The 14,669-nt window shown below is 69.0% G+C and carries 15 protein-coding genes; 8 read left to right on the forward strand and 7 right to left on the reverse strand.

From position 1 onward, the window contains the following. Positions 1-14: 14 nt before the first annotated feature. Positions 15-257 (reverse strand): DUF397 domain-containing protein, encoded by a 243-nt coding sequence (locus FHR32_RS10645; RefSeq protein ID WP_221465352.1) that lies wholly within the window; start codon positions 255-257, stop codon positions 15-17. A gap of 112 nt (positions 258-369) precedes the next feature. Then, positions 370-1,614: a helix-turn-helix domain-containing protein gene (locus tag FHR32_RS10650; protein WP_184754158.1), complete on the reverse strand. Its 1,245-nt coding sequence runs from the start codon at positions 1,612-1,614 to the stop codon at positions 370-372. A gap of 80 nt (positions 1,615-1,694) precedes the next feature. Here FHR32_RS10650 and FHR32_RS10655 point away from each other — a divergent pair, with 80 nt between their 5' ends. The 3 genes from FHR32_RS10655 (at position 1,695) to FHR32_RS10665 (ending at position 3,226) form a co-directional block, all read left to right on the forward strand. After that, complete coding sequence (locus tag FHR32_RS10655) at positions 1,695-2,045, forward strand: hypothetical protein (protein ID WP_184754159.1); 351 nt, start codon at positions 1,695-1,697, stop codon at positions 2,043-2,045. Positions 2,046-2,192: 147 nt separating this feature from the next. Next, a complete protein-coding gene (locus FHR32_RS10660) occupies positions 2,193-2,651 on the forward strand; it encodes a hypothetical protein (protein WP_184754160.1) in 459 nt (152 codons plus the stop codon). A gap of 53 nt (positions 2,652-2,704) precedes the next feature. After that, complete coding sequence (locus FHR32_RS10665) at positions 2,705-3,226, forward strand: ATP-binding protein (RefSeq protein WP_184754161.1); 522 nt, start codon at positions 2,705-2,707, stop codon at positions 3,224-3,226. Here FHR32_RS10665 and FHR32_RS10670 read toward each other — a convergent pair. Further along, the gene (locus tag FHR32_RS10670) at positions 3,215-4,021 is read right to left on the reverse strand and encodes a helix-turn-helix domain-containing protein (protein ID WP_184754162.1); all 807 of its coding nucleotides are present in this window, start codon (positions 4,019-4,021) and stop codon (positions 3,215-3,217) included. The two genes, FHR32_RS10665 and FHR32_RS10670, sit on opposite strands and share 12 nt — an antisense overlap. A 112-nt stretch (positions 4,022-4,133) precedes the next feature. On the opposite strand from FHR32_RS10670, the gene FHR32_RS10675 reads away from it, so the two are divergent. Together FHR32_RS10675 and FHR32_RS10680 are read left to right on the forward strand one after the other, a co-directional pair. Next, positions 4,134-4,490, forward strand: coding sequence for a VOC family protein (locus FHR32_RS10675; RefSeq protein WP_184754163.1), 357 nt, complete (start codon positions 4,134-4,136; stop codon positions 4,488-4,490). A 453-nt stretch (positions 4,491-4,943) separates the two neighbouring features. After that, complete coding sequence (locus FHR32_RS10680) at positions 4,944-5,408, forward strand: hypothetical protein (protein WP_184754164.1); 465 nt, start codon at positions 4,944-4,946, stop codon at positions 5,406-5,408. A 442-nt stretch (positions 5,409-5,850) separates the two neighbouring features. Here the strand turns inward: FHR32_RS10680 and FHR32_RS10685 are convergent, their stop codons facing one another. Beyond that, positions 5,851-6,459 carry a TetR/AcrR family transcriptional regulator gene (locus FHR32_RS10685; protein WP_221465353.1) on the reverse strand — a complete coding sequence of 203 codons (609 nt, stop codon included), beginning with the start codon at positions 6,457-6,459 and terminating at the stop codon, positions 5,851-5,853. A 51-nt stretch (positions 6,460-6,510) separates the two neighbouring features. Here FHR32_RS10685 and FHR32_RS10690 point away from each other — a divergent pair, with 51 nt between their 5' ends. The 3 genes from FHR32_RS10690 to FHR32_RS45875 all read left to right on the forward strand — a co-directional run bounded on the left by FHR32_RS10690 (position 6,511) and on the right by FHR32_RS45875 (position 8,969). Then, the gene (locus FHR32_RS10690) at positions 6,511-7,047 is read left to right on the forward strand and encodes a hypothetical protein (RefSeq protein ID WP_246466092.1); all 537 of its coding nucleotides are present in this window, start codon (positions 6,511-6,513) and stop codon (positions 7,045-7,047) included. Positions 7,048-7,954: 907 nt separating this feature from the next. Continuing rightward, positions 7,955-8,491, forward strand: a complete 537-nt coding sequence (locus tag FHR32_RS10695; protein ID WP_184754165.1) for an RICIN domain-containing protein — start codon at positions 7,955-7,957, stop codon at positions 8,489-8,491. 349 nt (positions 8,492-8,840) lie between these two features. After that, positions 8,841-8,969 (forward strand): hypothetical protein, encoded by a 129-nt coding sequence (locus tag FHR32_RS45875; RefSeq protein ID WP_281390863.1) that lies wholly within the window; start codon positions 8,841-8,843, stop codon positions 8,967-8,969. A 59-nt stretch (positions 8,970-9,028) separates the two neighbouring features. Here the strand turns inward: FHR32_RS45875 and FHR32_RS10700 are convergent, their stop codons facing one another. From FHR32_RS10700 to FHR32_RS10710, 3 genes are all read right to left on the reverse strand, one after another. Next, positions 9,029-12,430: a serine/threonine-protein kinase gene (locus tag FHR32_RS10700; protein ID WP_184754166.1), complete on the reverse strand. Its 3,402-nt coding sequence runs from the start codon at positions 12,428-12,430 to the stop codon at positions 9,029-9,031. A gap of 178 nt (positions 12,431-12,608) precedes the next feature. Next, positions 12,609-13,208: a cysteine hydrolase family protein gene (locus tag FHR32_RS10705; RefSeq protein WP_184754167.1), complete on the reverse strand. Its 600-nt coding sequence runs from the start codon at positions 13,206-13,208 to the stop codon at positions 12,609-12,611. A gap of 96 nt (positions 13,209-13,304) precedes the next feature. Beyond that, complete coding sequence (locus FHR32_RS10710; RefSeq protein WP_184754168.1) at positions 13,305-14,549, reverse strand: MFS transporter; 1,245 nt, start codon at positions 14,547-14,549, stop codon at positions 13,305-13,307. Positions 14,550-14,669 lie beyond the last annotated feature (120 nt).

Consider the following 14,669-nt stretch of genomic DNA (forward strand, 5'->3'; position numbering starts at 1 on the left):
GGTCGAGCCGATGGTCAGCGGCTCAGATCATCGAATTCTCCGTTTTTGATGCCGCCGATGAATGTCTGCCATTCACTGCTGGTGAAGCGCAGCATCGGCCCATTCGAGATCTTGCTGTCCCGTACGGCACGACCTCCGCAGGGGAGGTCTGCCGTCTCCACGCGGTTGTCCTGCTGCGCGCTCTGCCTGTTCTTACGCCAAACGAGCGCGAGTGTGATTCGGTCGACGGTTCTCTCCCCTGCTCCTGCTGTAGTCAATCAGCCAAGGTGGCCATGTAGCGAGTCTGCCAAAAAGATCAAGGTGCCTGACCGGGATTACCCCTGCGCCGGTTTCTCTGAGGTTCCCGCCTGAGAGGGCTTGTCGAATGCGTCAGAGGATATGCATGCGCACTCCGAGCCTGCGGATGCGTTCCCGATAGCTGTAGCGCTCCAGATCCAGCAAGGTTCGTACGGCCTGCTGGGCCATCGGGTGGTTGCGGACGAGCATCGGAGCAATCTTCTCGGCACGCTCCAGCTCGGCCAGTGCGGCCTCTCGCTTTCCGCACCACAGCAACCCTCGGGCGTGATCCAGGTGATGGTGTCCCGCGCGGCCGGCCTGCATGTCCTTGGGAAGTCGCACAGCCTCCCCACGCTGTACGGCCCGCGGCCCGTCCCCCAGCTCGACCGCGACGGCGACACCGTGAATATCGACGTTGGCCTGATTGGTGGAGAGGTCGTAGTAGTTGGTGCGCTGGCGTGAGCCGAGCCGGGTGACCGCCTCGGTTGCGAGCTGGTGGCGTGACCACGCCTCATCGGGGTCGTTCTTGCGAGCGGCGGTGATCGCGGCCCTCAGTTGGAGCCCACCCCAGACCGCGAGCGCCTCGGCTTGGCCTGCGGTGTATTCGTCCTCGATGCTCGCGCAGGCCGTATCGAGGACGGAAAGCGCGTCGTTCCACGAGGTGCTGGCCCACAGGCTCCGTATCCGCAGATAGGCGAAAACGGCGTCGTGGTAGGGGTCTCCTGCGCGTTCTCCAGCCCATCGGACGCGGTTGGTGGTGATCAGGGAGAGATCGGCGTAGCCCAGGTTGTAGACCACCGAGTCGGCCGCCAGATAGGTCAGCCCAAGCAGCTTGAACGCCGCACTCCGGTCAGGCTCCGCATACAGATGAGTAGCCGCCTGAAGTTCGGAGAGCAGAGCCGGTAGCTCGTCTGCCAGTTCCGCGTAGCGCGCCTCTCGCCGCAACCAACGGGCACGCTCGGTCGCCGCGCGGAGGTCGGGCAGCGGCCGTACCGCTCCGGCCCATTCCGGGTCGAGGTCATATCGTTCCAGGTGACGGCGGATCTCGGGGATCGCCGAGTGTCCCCGGTCTTCGCTCGGGCTGTCGCCCCGGTAGGGACGCGCGGTCAGCTCGTTGGGGTGCATGCGCAAGGCACGGGCAAGAGTGTTGATCAGCGCGATGGAGTCCAGGGGGATGCTGTCGTTCTCGATCCCGGACACCCAGGACTGTGCTCGGCTGACGCGCCGGGCCAGTTCGCTCTGGGTGATGCCGGCGCGCTTGCGGGCGCGCCGCACACGGGTTCCCACACTCTCCGCCGCCGGGTCTGAGTAGGCCATGGCCTCAAAGTAACCCGCCATGGCGTCTTTGGCTTCTCCCCTGGCCAAAGTATCAACGGCACTGATGTCGGCATCTCTTCGCGCTCGTAGTTTCACTTTCCGTGAGGAGAGATAAGCGCGAGAACGACGAACGACACCCGTACGGAACGTCGGCTGAGACAGCCGCCGGACGGCTCAGACAGGAGCTTGAGGCGCTGGGCGTCGTCTCCGATGTGCACGACGGATACGGACTGGCGCTGGTGTCGGTCTGGGCCGGTCTGGTGGTGTGGTGCAACGGGGAGCGGTTCTGGTGGCAGACGGGGTGGGACGCCCGGCAGGCACGGCCTGTCTATGCCTCGAATCCGGTGCACGAGACCAACCGGGCCGCTCACCGGATCGCGGCCCGCTGCGCGGAGCTCCGGCAGGCACATCAGCCCGAGCCGACGACCAATACACCAGGAGATCCTGTCTGACCGGCGCCTGAGCCCACGGCCCCGGAGAGAGGGGCCCTCCTACCCGGCCACCGTACGGACGTGGCCGATGACCCCACACAGAAACGGCTCCACCAGGCGAGGCGAATCGCCTGGCAGAGCCTTGATCGCACACTGGAGGTGCGACCCGTGCACAACCTTAACGGAGCTCCCCGGATCATCAGGGTCCGTTGGCATGCCGAACAGCCCCCGGCCCCGCTCGGGTGCCGGTGGTGCGGCCATCCGCCGTACGCCCACGACGCGGCCACCCTGCCGCACCGGCCCGGCCACCTGTGGGACCAGCCCACCTCCGCGCAGGTCCACGCACGCATGGCGGCGCGGCGGCGCCTCGGACTGTGCGGCCCGCCACTCCCGAACACGCCAAGGAGCATGCCGCACACCACGCCAAGCAATACGCCACGTACCGCGCCCGACACCGTGACGGCCCGCCCGCTCCGGGTCCACCACCCCGCGCCTCCTCCCGCAGGTCGCCACCGCCACCCGCGACCGGCCGTGGCGACCGCCGTGCCGTACGGGCGTGAATCACCGCCGGGGGCTCGACCGCCGTACGGCAGGCGCGAGCCGTACCGGGTGGGGGCGACGGTATGAGCATGCCCCCGGACGGTACGGGCCTGCCCTCAGAGGGAAAAGGGGTGACGGAGATGGCGACACGACTGCTGTCCGTGCTCATCGGCGCGTTCACTGACCGCTTCCGCACAACCGGCGGCACCGTGCGACCTCCCGGCATGACGTGGCCGCCGGGTCTGGGACCGGCGCCGGTGGACTGCCTGGTGATCTCCCGGCGGTTCGCCTCCGCGCCCGGCCAGGTCAGGCACGCCCGCGCGTTCGTCGCCGAGATCGTCGGGGACGGTCACCCCTGCCTTGACGACGCCCTCCTGCTGACCAGCGAGCTCGCCACCAACGCCGTCGAACACCCCACCGGACCGCCCCGGCAGCCCGGCAGGGCGCGGGAGTTCCTCGTCACGGTGGCCTTCGTCCCCCACGGTTTGCTGATCACCGTCCAGGACCCCGGCTCCCTGACCGTCCCCTGCCCCAGGGACGCCGGCCAGGATGCCACCGGCGGCCGGGGCCTCGCGCTCGTCAACGCCTTGGCCACCCGCTGGGGATTCCACCGTGACTCCCTCGGGACCGTGATCTGGTTCGAACTCGGCTCACCTGTCTGAGGAAACCATTTCCCTGCCAGGGGAGGCCGGGGCGAGGAGCAGGCGGAGCGCGGTCGGGGTGTCCCCCGTGTCCTCGCGGGCGGTCCGGGTCAGGTGCGCCTGGTCGGCGAACCCGAGGTCCGCGGCCAGGCCGGCGAGGTCGCGGTCGCCGTCTTCGAGCCGCTGCATCATCCGGCCGACGCGGACCCGGTTGCGGTAGCGGGTCAGTGACACGCCCACCTCCCGCGAGAACACCCGGCTCAGCCGGTACGGAGAGACCTCCAGCAGTCTGGCCAGCGGGCAGAGCCCCGCCGCCGCCGGGTGTCCTTCGATGATCGCCTCACGGGCCGCCGCGACGAGCGCCCGGTCGGCGGGGCACGGCCGGTCAGCCGGCCGTCCGGCGACCGACGCGATGAGCCGGAACAGCTCCTCGGCGAGCGCGTAGTCGACGTCCCCACCGTCGGCGGCGGCGAGCAGCCGCCGGTGGGCGAGATCGACGCGCGCGTCCACGTACACCGTCGTCCCGCCCCGGAGCCCCTCCCAGAGCCGGGGCTCGAAGCTCACGGACGTGCAGAGATCACCCCCGGCGGGGTGGGCGAACCGTTCCTCCTCACCCGGCGCCCCCAGGTAGGCAATCGTGGGATCCAGGTCGGCATCGGCCCCGTCGGCCCACCGCCGGAATCTGCCGCGTCGCACCAGCACCATCCGGTGGTCGTCGCGCACGTCCGGCTCCGACCATCGGGTGTGGTGCGCGCGGCAGGTCACCGCGGCCACGGTGAACTGGGGCCGGGCGGCGAGGGTCACGGCGGAGAGCACGCCGCAGACGCTACCCGGAGGGGCCGACAGAACGGCCCGCAAGAATCTTCAAGACCGCAACCGGCGTAGATCGGATGATGGTTAGGCAAGCGACGACAACAAGGAGTCACCCATGGCCGCTCTCGCGGAACCCACCGCCATCATCATCGACTGCGCCGCCCCTGGAGCGCTCGCCGAGTTCTATCGGAAGGTCACCGGCTGGGAGGTCACCCACCTCGACGACGACTCCGCCTACCTCGGCGACGGCCCGATCCAGCTCGCCTTCCAGCGGGTCCCCGGCTATCGCGGGCCCGGATGGCCCGACGCGGCCAAGCACGCCCACCTTGACCTCAAGGTCGCCGACCTGGAGATCGCGACCAAGGAACTGCTGGCGCTCGGCGCGACCAGGCCCGAGTTCCAGCCCGGCGAGGGCCAGTGGACGGTCCTCGCCGACCCTGAAGGACATCTCTTCTGCATCGCCGCAGGCTGACCGGGGCCGGGACGGCCTTTCCGGCGCACTCCGGACCGGCCGGGCCGTCCCCCTCCTGCCACATCCCACTATTTCCGACATTCCGGAAAACGCTTAATTTCGGGCTTTCGCGGTGAGTTTCGGAGAGCTCGATCGCTTACATGAGAAAAGCACCATTATGCCGAGACGGTACCGGCGACGCGAAGCATCCGAAAATCGTGACATATGACATCGGCCGGCTTCGAATGGCGGATGCACTGTCGATAACAAAGAAGACTCATGTCCTGCTGCCCCTCCCCCCCCCGGCCAATCGGCACATCTACCGTTTCAACCAGGTTTCCGGGGAGGAAGACGCCCTCTCTATCCGCTGACATGGACGCCGTGCAATACGGTATCCGCCGCCTCACGCGGCGCCCGTACGGCGTGCCGGCATGCGCCTTCCCAGCCGGCCGGGAACAGCCAGGGAGAGCAGACATGACCAGGTGGGCAGGCCGGTTATCGGTCGCCGTAACAGTGGCGATCACAGTAACCGTCTTTTTCCCGACGGCGGCGATGAGCGCCGTGCCGTCTTCGCTGACCTCGCAAGCTCGGGAAACGGCCGTCAACCTCAGGATCACCGAAAAGATCCGCCACACACTCGCCGACGCCTTCTGGAATCAGAACTACGGGAAGTACCATCCGGGAGTCGGCCGCAACAAGGTGGACGGGCCGAAAAAGGTCTACTACGGCAAGATCAAGGGCGTCGGCGCCGGGCAGGACGTGTATTGGGCGGTCGGCTCCATCAGCGTCAAAGGCGACCCGATCAGCCATCAGGACGGGCCACACGTATGGCGCAAGCGTGGTCACGGCGCCTGGTCATATCGCGGCGACACGGGCGGATGCCTGGCCAAAGTGCCGAGTGCACTGTTGAAGATATGGCACCTGCCCTCGTGCCATTGAATCGGACAGGAGCTCTGCCGCCGGGGAGACGAGGACCCCGCGCGGGCCCGTTCAGAGTGAGACTTCGACGGTAGGACCGCACCCCGTTGGTCTTGGGCCGGGGTGCGGGCGCGGCTCCCCCGCGCCGTCATCGCGGGCCGTACCGCCGTTCATGCCGCGCCCCCGGCGCACGCCCTCTCCTACAGGGATCCCGGTGGCATCGGCGAAATCTTCAACGGATACGCAGGTCAAACCCTTGGCAGCGGGCTTCGCACGCAACTCGGCCAAGGATCGTTGGCCTGCGTATCCGTTGTTTTGCCGCGCTTGCCACCAGGACCTCTTCACCTGGCGGCCTGATCAGCGAAGGTCATCGTCACTGTCTCGATCGTCCCGTCTCGCCCTGCTTAACATCAAAAGGACTCATACGTCCGTGTCTCACAGCAGTCTGACAGAGAGGGGGGACTCAGTTGGATGGGAGCGGCTGGTGGGCGGTGGATCGGAGTGCGGCACAGGCGAACCGGGCGAGTCGTTCGGGCAGGTCGTGCGGGTCATGGTGGGAGATGAACAGCCAGGACAACACAGTGCCGCCGAACATCGCGTGGAACAGGTCGATGTCAGGCAGCCGCTCCATCTCGCCGCGCCGCACTGCTCGCTCCAGCAGTTCGGCGTTGCCGGCCCGTTCCGGTGCCACGAAGGTCGTGGTGAACCGTTCGGCGAGTGCTGGATCGGCTGCGATCTCGCCGAGCAGGCTCATCAATGCGCCGGCGGCCGCGGGGTTGCTCAGATGGCCAACGATCACCCGCGCCAGCGCGGTCAGGTCCCCGAGCAGCGACCCGGTGTCGGGCGGAACCTCCAGCACTTCTCCGTGGACGATCGCGGCGAAGATCATCTCGTGCTTGGTGGCATACCGCCGGTAGATCGAGGCCCTGCCGATCCCAGCGCGCTCGGCCACGGCGGCCACCGTCAGACCCGCATATCCGACCTCGCCCAGGAGTTTCTGGACGGCTGCGGTGATGGCCTCGTCCACCCGGCTATCGCGCGGCCGCCCGACCTGTTGCCCGTTGTGCTCCATTCCATCATCATACGAGACTATAGTTTCGAAACTGCAGTCTCGAAAGGATTGATGATGATCAAGGATGCGGCGGTACTCCCACCTTCAATCGACGCCGAACGGCCGGTCCCGCGCTGGGCCGTCGGGGTAGCGCACGTCGTGCCCCTGCTCGCGCTGCCGTCGGGTCTGTGGCGGATCGGCCTGGCCCTGGGACTTCCGCTCGGCTACACCGAGCAGGGCCTGCGCGACCTGGTCGGCACGACCGCGTGGGGGTCGCTGTACCTGATCGCCCTCTCCGTGCTGACCGAAGCCGCGGCCCTGCTCACTCTCGGCCTGGTGCGACGCTGGGGCGAAGTAGTGCCGCGCTGGATCCCGCTGCTCGGCGGCCGGACGATCCCGCGCCTGGCCGTCACCATGCCCGCCTGGCTCGGCGTCGGGGTTCTCGCCCTGCTGTGGACCCCGTTCCTGTTTTGGTGGACGCTGCCGCACACCGGCATGACCGTGACCGGACGTCTGCTCGTCGGGTTCGTCTACCTGCCGCTGGCGGCGTGGGCCCCGCTCCTCGCCGCCGTCACGCTTTCCTACCAGCACCGCCGAACCGGCCCATGATGCAGCGGAACGGTGGTCGGCGTCATCTCCCGGCCGGACGGCCGGCTATCGCCAACGAGTGTCCGGTTGTTCCCGATGGGCCTTGACCAGGCTCCTCCCTCGGGCAGTTTCGCCCGAGTCCAGTGGCCATGGGGCAGGGGAGGTGCTGGCCGCCCACCAGGAGGTTTCGTGGCTGTGTATCCGGACTCGCATGGCCGTCAACCAGGAGTTCCTGGCGACTGTCCACACCACCCTCCGTCCCTAACGTCGGAGCCATGAAGAAGACAGTTGTTGCCGGGGTCGGTGTCGGCGCTGCGAAGAAGATGGTTCTTGCCGGGGTCGGTGTCGGCACTGCGGCTTTCACGATCTCGGATACGGTCAACAGGGAAATGAGCCCCGTCGGCGAGACGGTCAGCAGGTTCGTCAACACGGGCGCGGGCTGGCTGGTCCCGCTCGGGCTGGTCGCGATCGCGCTGGGCCGTCGGTGTGGGACTGTTCCTGCTGCTCTACGCGCTGGCCTGGGACTGGGCCGTCGCGAGCGGTTCCCCGGCCCGCGCGCTCGCGGCGGGTGGGGCCGAGATGCTCTGGCTGGCGCTCGTACTGGCGATCGGCAATGCCCGGCATCTCCAGGCGCGCTGGCGGGCGCAGCTGGAGCAGGCGCGCGAGGCGGATGCCCGCCGCCGCGGACCAGGGCGCGACCGGCCGCGACACCCACGTGAGAGCCCTCCACTCGGGTACGTGCCAGCAGCCGCAAAGTAACTCTGTGTGATGAAAGTTGGGCGATGTAGCCAGAGATGCCCCGGTCCGGGCAAGCAGCAAAGTGACGAAGAGTTGCGCGGGTAGCCAGCTTTAACCAAAGGTAGTTGATCAATAACTCCTAGTTGCGGGATGGTGTTCGGGTTCTGATCAAACTTGCCTAGGAGGAACCATGTTGCTTGCTCGCCATCTACTGGCCGGCGCCGTCGTCGCCGCCGTCGTGAGCGCGGCTACCGCCCTGCCCGCCGCGGCCGCCGCCCGGCAACCCGCTACCCACGCTGCTCTCGCCGGCCCCCCCGTGTGCGTGGACGCCACCGGCGCCCGGACCAACGGCACCCGGGTGCACCTGTGGCAATGCTTTGGCAACACCAACCAGAAGTTCGTGATCGCCAACGGCCTGATCAAGGTCGAAGACACCCTTGGCTCCGGCACTCCGATGTGCCTGGACGCCGCCGGCGCCCGGACCAACGGCACCCGGGTGCACCTGTGGCAATGCGCGAACACCAACACCAACCAGATCTGGTTCATCAGGAGGGGAGAGATCGTCATCAAGGACACCCTCGCCTCCGGCACCCCGATGTGCCTGGACGCCACCGGCGCCCGCACCAACGGCACCCAGATGCACCTGTGGGAATGCGCCGCGGGCAACACCAACCAGAAGTTCGTGATCGACAATGGCATGATCGAGGTCGAAGACACCCTGACCTGACCAGCAGCCACACCGGAAACACAAAGGGCCGGGGCCAGGCTCACCCGCCCGGCCACGGCCCTCTCCCCTGCCTGCAGGCAGACCAGGAGGCAGGGGAGAGTTACCTTGCGGATGGCGACACGGACCCGGGTGGGGGACCTTGAGGCAGCGCGCCGCCGGACGCGCCGACGGAGGTGTCACCGGCCTTCCGGCCGAGTGCGACCAGGCGCGGGGACCGCCCGGAGTCGTTTCCCGCCCATCGCCGTTTCCGAAAGGCTTAATAAGTCGCTATTTCGCAATAAATGCTATAAAGGGCAGGCCAAAAAAATCTCATCGCTTTACCGCGTGGGTTTTCAGTAATGTCTTTACCATGCGCTTGACAAGGAGCCAGATCCTGGCGGGGCCCGCTTTTCTGGTGGTCATGGTGACCGGGGCGACGGCGCCGCACGCACGCACCCACCCACCCACCCAGGCCGTACGGCGCGCCGGGGACGTATGAAACGCCTCGTCCCAGACCGCCGGGCTGAGCGAGCGCGCCCGTTGCCGCCTTGCCGAGGGTCACGCGGCGGCGCAGACGTCGCGGTAGGGGACGGCGCCGAGGTGCTCGCGCCATTCTCGCGGGGTGAGCGTGCGGCCGGCCCGTGCGCAGACCGCGGCGGCCACCGAAGCGGGCGCGACGGGCAGCTCGTAGACGAAGCCGCTGTAGTTGGCGAGGCGCAGCCGGGTGCCGTCGGAGTCGAAGGCCGCGTCGAGCTCGGCGACTCTGTCGCTGTCATAGACCCTGATCTCCTCTCCGATCCGCTGCCGGGTGGCGACATCCCACAGCTGCAGGGCCTCGCTGTCGTCGATCGTGGCGAGCACATCCCCCTGGGGAGAGAACAGCATGGTGATGACTCGCTTGCCGGCGATGCGCAGATCCGGCGCCAAAGGCGTCAGGGTACGGACATCCCACAGCGTCACCCGCTCGCCTCCGCCGCTGACCGCCAGCCGCGCCCCGGTCGGGTCCACGACGACCAGGGGGAGTCCGGTGGCGGCATCGGCGTAGCCCACGCTGACGGGCTTGCCGGTCACGGTGTCGATGAAGCGGCCCAGTGCCGAGGCCAGAGTGCGTCCGTCGGGCATGTAGGCGATGTCGCGGACCGTGGTGCCCAGCCTGACGGTTCTGATCTCGCGCCCGCTGCGCGCCTCCCATTCATGGAGCCAGTAGTCGGTCTCTTCCTGGGAGTTCTGGGTGTACACCGCGGCGAAGGTCGTCCCGTCGTGGGTGAACGCCCGACCGGTCATGATCAGGCCGTCGGCGGCCCGGTAGCTCCACAGTCTGCGCTGCGTGGCGACATCGCGCACCTCCACGTGGGTGAAGTCCGGGACGACGGCCATGGTTTTCCCCGTGGGGTCGAACAGCACGTCCGAGGCCGCCTCCGCGGGCAACGCCCCGATGAAGCGGCGTCCGGGGATGTCCCACAGCCGGATCTGGGAGGCGACGGAGAGCTCGACCGCGAGCCATCGGGCGTCGGGGCTGATCGCGCTGACCGACAGATCGCCGGGGACCTTGTGTCCTGGGGTTTCGGAGCGCAGATCGAGGCTGACGATGCCGTCGTCGAGAAGGTAGCGCAGGGTCCGGCCGTCCGGGTCGAACCAGAGACCGGAGACACTGCCGGGGGCCTGGTAGGTCAGGATTTCCTGGTGAGCCTGGACGTTCCAGACCCGGATGGTCGCCCCGCTGAAACCGGCCGCCAGCCGGGTGCCGGCGCTGAGCCGCACTCCTGAGACGGAGTCGCCGCCGAGCTCCGCCGACGGCTCTGACCCTGCCCAGAGCCAGCCGTACTGCTCCTCGTTCACCTCGGCGGCCTGTTTGACGCGCTTACCCGTCACGGTGTCCCACAGCTCGATGCGCTCACCGCCGCAGATCAGGAACCGGCTGTCCGCGCTGAAGCCGAGCACGTTGAAGGTGCCGCCGCAGCCGGCCGGGAAGCTGTGGTCCTGCACGAAGCCGGGCAGCCTCCACACGCGCAGCCTGCCGGCGACGTCCACGGTCACGGCGATCTTTCCGGAGGGCGCGACGGCGAACCGCCGGAGATCGAAATCCCATCCCGTTCGCATGACCCGGTCGCGGTTCACATCCCAGATCTCCGCCACGTGGTTGTTGGCGTCGAGTGCCAGGAGCGAGTCGTGATCACCGAAGACCGGCTCGATCACCCCGGGGTTCTCCCCCGGCATCCGCTTGACCCCGACGAACCGGCCGGTGCGGGTCTCCCACACGACGACACTCTGCGAGATCACGACCGCCAGCAGACGGCCGTCGTGGCTCAGCCCGGCGCGCCCTGTTCCCATGGTCAGCTGGGGCGCGGTCCACTCCGCGAGCTGCCTGCCGGTCGCCACCTCGTACACGCGCACGCCGCGCTCGCTGACGGCGGCCAGCGTGAGCCCGTCGCCGCTCACCGCCTGGATTCCGGCCCCCGGTGCCGGCGGGGGCCGGAACACGGCGCTTTCTCGCCGGTACAGGGAGGAGGTCAGGCTGGAACGGCTCTCCGCCCCCGGCGCGAGTCGCCAGGCGGCGACGCTGAGCAGCATGGCCCTGACCGGGTCGACCGTGCGCAGGCCATCGGCGACGCGAGCGAGCTCGCGGCCGCGGGCCTGGTCGCGTTCCGCGGCCACCCGGTCGCGCTGCTCGGCGACCTGGGCACCCTGGTGAAGCGAGGCGATGCCGCCGGTCAGGGACAGAGCCAGCAGTGCCGCCAGTGCCACGGTGAGCAGCCGGCGGCGCCGGGCACGGCGCCGGGTGAGGCCGCCCGCGGCGGCGAGGAAATCGCGTTCCAGCGGGGTGAGCGTCAGATGCCGTCGTCCGGTGGCGGCCCAGCCGAGTGCCGTCTGCAGCCGGCTGCCCTGAAGCAGGTCGCCGTCCCGGCGCCCGTGCGTGTCCCAGATACGGGCGGCCTGGGTGATCTCGGCGATGATGGGCAGGCCGTCGCGGTCGGTCTCCACCCACTTCCGCAGCCGCGGCCAGGCACGCAGCACGGCCGGGCGAGAGATGGTGACCTCGCCGTCGCGTTCGGCCAGCAGGTAGGCGAAGACGTCCAGGATGCGGCGGCGCGCCTCGGGCCGCTCGGGTAGCAGGTCGACCGAGGGCACCCGCCGTACGGTCTCCAGGCCGTCGGCGCCGATCGCGACCAGCCGCAGCAACAGCTCGGGCACGAGCTCACGCTCATCGGCTTCGAGCATGGTGTAAGCATCCTCGGCCAGGGTGCCGAGGCCGGGGTCGATCACTTCGCCCGCGTGCAGGGCACCGGCGCGACTGCTGCCCGCACCGAGCAGGTCGGTCTCCCCGGCACCGCCTACCAGGGTGAGCAGGAGATCTCGTGCGGTCGGCCGTCGCGCGGGATCCTTGTTCAGCGCGGCGGCCACCAGCGGACGCACGCTGGGCGGCAGCGCGTCCAGATCGGGGTCATGGGACAGCACCCGGTGCATCACCCCGCCGAGCGCGTCGGCCCTGAACGGGTCCTGGCCGGTGGCGGCGAACACCATGACGCCGCCCCAGGCGAACACGTCGGCCGCCGGTCCCGCGCGCTGCCCGGTGAAGATCTCAGGAGCCATATAGGTCGGGGTGCCGGCGATGTGGCCGCTGACGGTCAGCGACATCTCCGCGGTACGGGCGATGCCAAAGTCGATCACCCGGGGCCCGTCGGGGCCGAGCAGGACGTTGTCCGGTTTGAGATCGCGGTGGATGACTCCGGCCTCGTGCACGGCGGTCAGCGCGGTCGCGACGGCGGTCGCCAGCCGGTGCAGGTCGTCCCCGGCGAAACGCCGTCCGGCGCGGCGGAGATCGACTCCTTCGACGTATTCGCTGACGATGTACGGCGGGACCGCTGCGAGGTCGGCGTCGATCACCTTGGCGGTGCAGAACGAGGCGACCCGCCAGCCAGTATCCGCCGATCCGGTCGGGGTCTCCTGCGAGCAACGCATCCATCACGCCTCCTTGCGGGATTGGATGCACGACACGGGCCAGGAGTTCGCACCTGTTGAGCGCCCGGTTGCTGTCAGTGATCGTACGCCCGGTTGTCCCGGCGGAGTGTGACTTTCACCGGGCCGCCACACCGGGCGGGTGCGGCGGCCGTGGGTGGGATCGGCTCGGCGGTTCGAGTCAGTCAGCCCGGAGCAGGGTGTGCAGCTCGGCGGTGTCGATGATGTGGGCCCGTGAGGGGAGGACTTGATGGAGCAGGACGTTGTGGACTTCGGTGTCAGGGTCGGCGACGCCGTCGGACAGGACGTAGAGCTGGTAGTCGCGGTCGGCCGCGTCGATGACGGTGGACAGGACGACGCCGCTGGTACTGATGCCGGAGACGACCAGAGTGGTGATGCCGCGCTCGCGCAGCCGCTGGTCAAGGTCGGTGGTGGATATGCCGCCGTAGCGGACCTTGCGCACCATGATGTCGCCGTCCTGGGGAGCCAGGCGATCGTGGATGGCAGCGGCAGGGTCCTCGTGGTGCATGACACGGTGCTGGGCCACCGGGGCGAAGGACTTGTTGGTGGCCGGGATCGCGTCCCAGTCGGCCTCAGTGAAGCCGACGCGGACGTAGGCGATGGTGCCGCCGTTGGCGCGAACGTCGGATATGGCCCCTTCCACGCGGGTCAGCAGGGCATCGCGGTACCCACCTTCGGGCAGAAGGGCCAGGATCGCGGGCTGGTAGTCCATGACGAGGAAGGCGGTGTGCGCGGGGTCAAGTGCGGGGGCAGTGCTCACGCGAGTGTTCTCCTTGCTTGGTGGTGCCTGGTCGGCGCGGACACGAATCGGCGGACCGGCTGCGGCCTGCGGGCTTCAGTGGCGAGTTGCGGTGTGTCATGTGTGGCTACGGGCCGGCTCCGGCTCGGAGAGAAGCGCTGCGGCGCGGCGGGGGAGCAGCAGCGGGGTCGCCAGCAGGAGCACGCCGGCCAGGCCGATGGCCGTACGCGGGCCGAGCAGGCTGCCCAGCACACCCCAGGCGGCTGTCAGGAGCGCGGTCGTGGCCTTGGTCGTCACCGCCCATGCGGACAGTGTGCGGGTGACCCGGTCGGTTGCGGTGCGCTCGAGGCGGTAAGTGGTGTAGACGGGGTTGAAGACCCCGCAGCAGAAGATGAGCCCGAGCTCGACGCCCATCACCAGCAGCAGCCCGCCGGTGCCCGGCCCCAGGAAGGCCAGGCCGACGGGCCAGATCGCGCGCAGCGTCCCGGCCACGACCAGGACCTGGTGCTGCCCGAACCGGGTGACGAGCGGTCGGGCCAGCCGTGAACCGAGCAGTCCGCCGATTGAGGGCGCGGCGAAGGCGAGGCCGTACTGCCACGGTGCGAACCCGAGTCGGTCGAGCATCAGGACGGCCAGCAGCGGCTGGGTGGCCATCACCAGGCCGTTGAACAAGGTGGTGTTGAAGAACAGCCGACGCAGCGTCGCGTCGGCGAGGATGTACCGCCAACCGTCGAGCAGGTCCCCGGCCCGCATGCGTGCGGCCTCCCGGCGCTGGGGCCGCGGCTCGTGCCCGCCTATCGCGCGGATGCCCAGGGCCGAGAGCAGGTAGCTGACCGCGTCGGCCACCACCGTCGCCACCGGGCCCAGGAGCCCGATCGCCGCGCCGCCCAGCGGCGGTCCGATGATCGTGGTCGTCCAGGCCGTGGACTCGAATCGGGCGTTGGCGACGAGCAGGTCCTCGGCCGGCAGCAGCGTCTTCAGGTACGCGCCGGAGGCGGCGCGGAAGGTGATGTCGGCCGCCGCGACGACGACCGAGACCAGCAGGAGCTGAAGGAAGGTGAGCACGCCGAGCGCGAACGCGGCGGGGATCGTCAGCAGCGCCGTGAACCGCACCAGGTCCATCGCGATCAGCACCGGCCGCTTGCGGCGAAACTCCACCCACGGGCCGAGCGGCACCGCCACGGCCGCGCCCACCGCAGCCCCCACGGAGGAGAGCGCAGCGACCTCGGCCGGTCCGGCGTGCAGCACCTGGATGGCGATCAGCGGGAACGCGCCGAAGGCGAGCCACGTGCCGAGCTCGCTGGTCCCGTACGCTCCCCAGAACCACCCGAACCGCCGCCCCAGCCGGTGCCCGCTCCTCATGCCTGCCGCCCCTCGCCACTCACCCGCACAACCGATCCGCGATCGGAAGCATCAAAGCGCGCACCACACCCGGGGATCAAACAACCGCAGGACCGCCTGGCCACAACCAACGGTTGTGCC

Origin of the sequence: Streptosporangium album, assembly GCF_014203795.1 — a bacterium.
Lineage (GTDB): Bacteria > Actinomycetota > Actinomycetes > Streptosporangiales > Streptosporangiaceae > Streptosporangium > Streptosporangium album.

Bases quoted from the DNA above. Each gene is read 5' to 3' on its own strand.
- FHR32_RS10650 (WP_184754158.1), bottom strand. From the start codon at position 1,614: ATGGCGGGTTACTTTGAGGCCATGGCCTACTCAGACCCGGCGGCGGAG.
- FHR32_RS10665 (WP_184754161.1), top strand. From the start codon at position 2,705: ATGGCGACACGACTGCTGTCCGTGCTCATCGGCGCGTTCACTGACCGC.
- FHR32_RS10675 (WP_184754163.1), top strand. From the start codon at position 4,134: ATGGCCGCTCTCGCGGAACCCACCGCCATCATCATCGACTGCGCCGCC.
- FHR32_RS10680 (WP_184754164.1), top strand. From the start codon at position 4,944: ATGACCAGGTGGGCAGGCCGGTTATCGGTCGCCGTAACAGTGGCGATC.
- FHR32_RS10685 (WP_221465353.1), bottom strand. From the start codon at position 6,459: ATGGAGCACAACGGGCAACAGGTCGGGCGGCCGCGCGATAGCCGGGTG.
- FHR32_RS10690 (WP_246466092.1), top strand. From the start codon at position 6,511: ATGATGATCAAGGATGCGGCGGTACTCCCACCTTCAATCGACGCCGAA.
- FHR32_RS10695 (WP_184754165.1), top strand. From the start codon at position 7,955: ATGTTGCTTGCTCGCCATCTACTGGCCGGCGCCGTCGTCGCCGCCGTC.
- FHR32_RS45875 (WP_281390863.1), top strand. From the start codon at position 8,841: ATGCGCTTGACAAGGAGCCAGATCCTGGCGGGGCCCGCTTTTCTGGTG.
- FHR32_RS10700 (WP_184754166.1), bottom strand. From the start codon at position 12,430: ATGCGTTGCTCGCAGGAGACCCCGACCGGATCGGCGGATACTGGCTGG.
- FHR32_RS10710 (WP_184754168.1), bottom strand. From the start codon at position 14,549: ATGAGGAGCGGGCACCGGCTGGGGCGGCGGTTCGGGTGGTTCTGGGGA.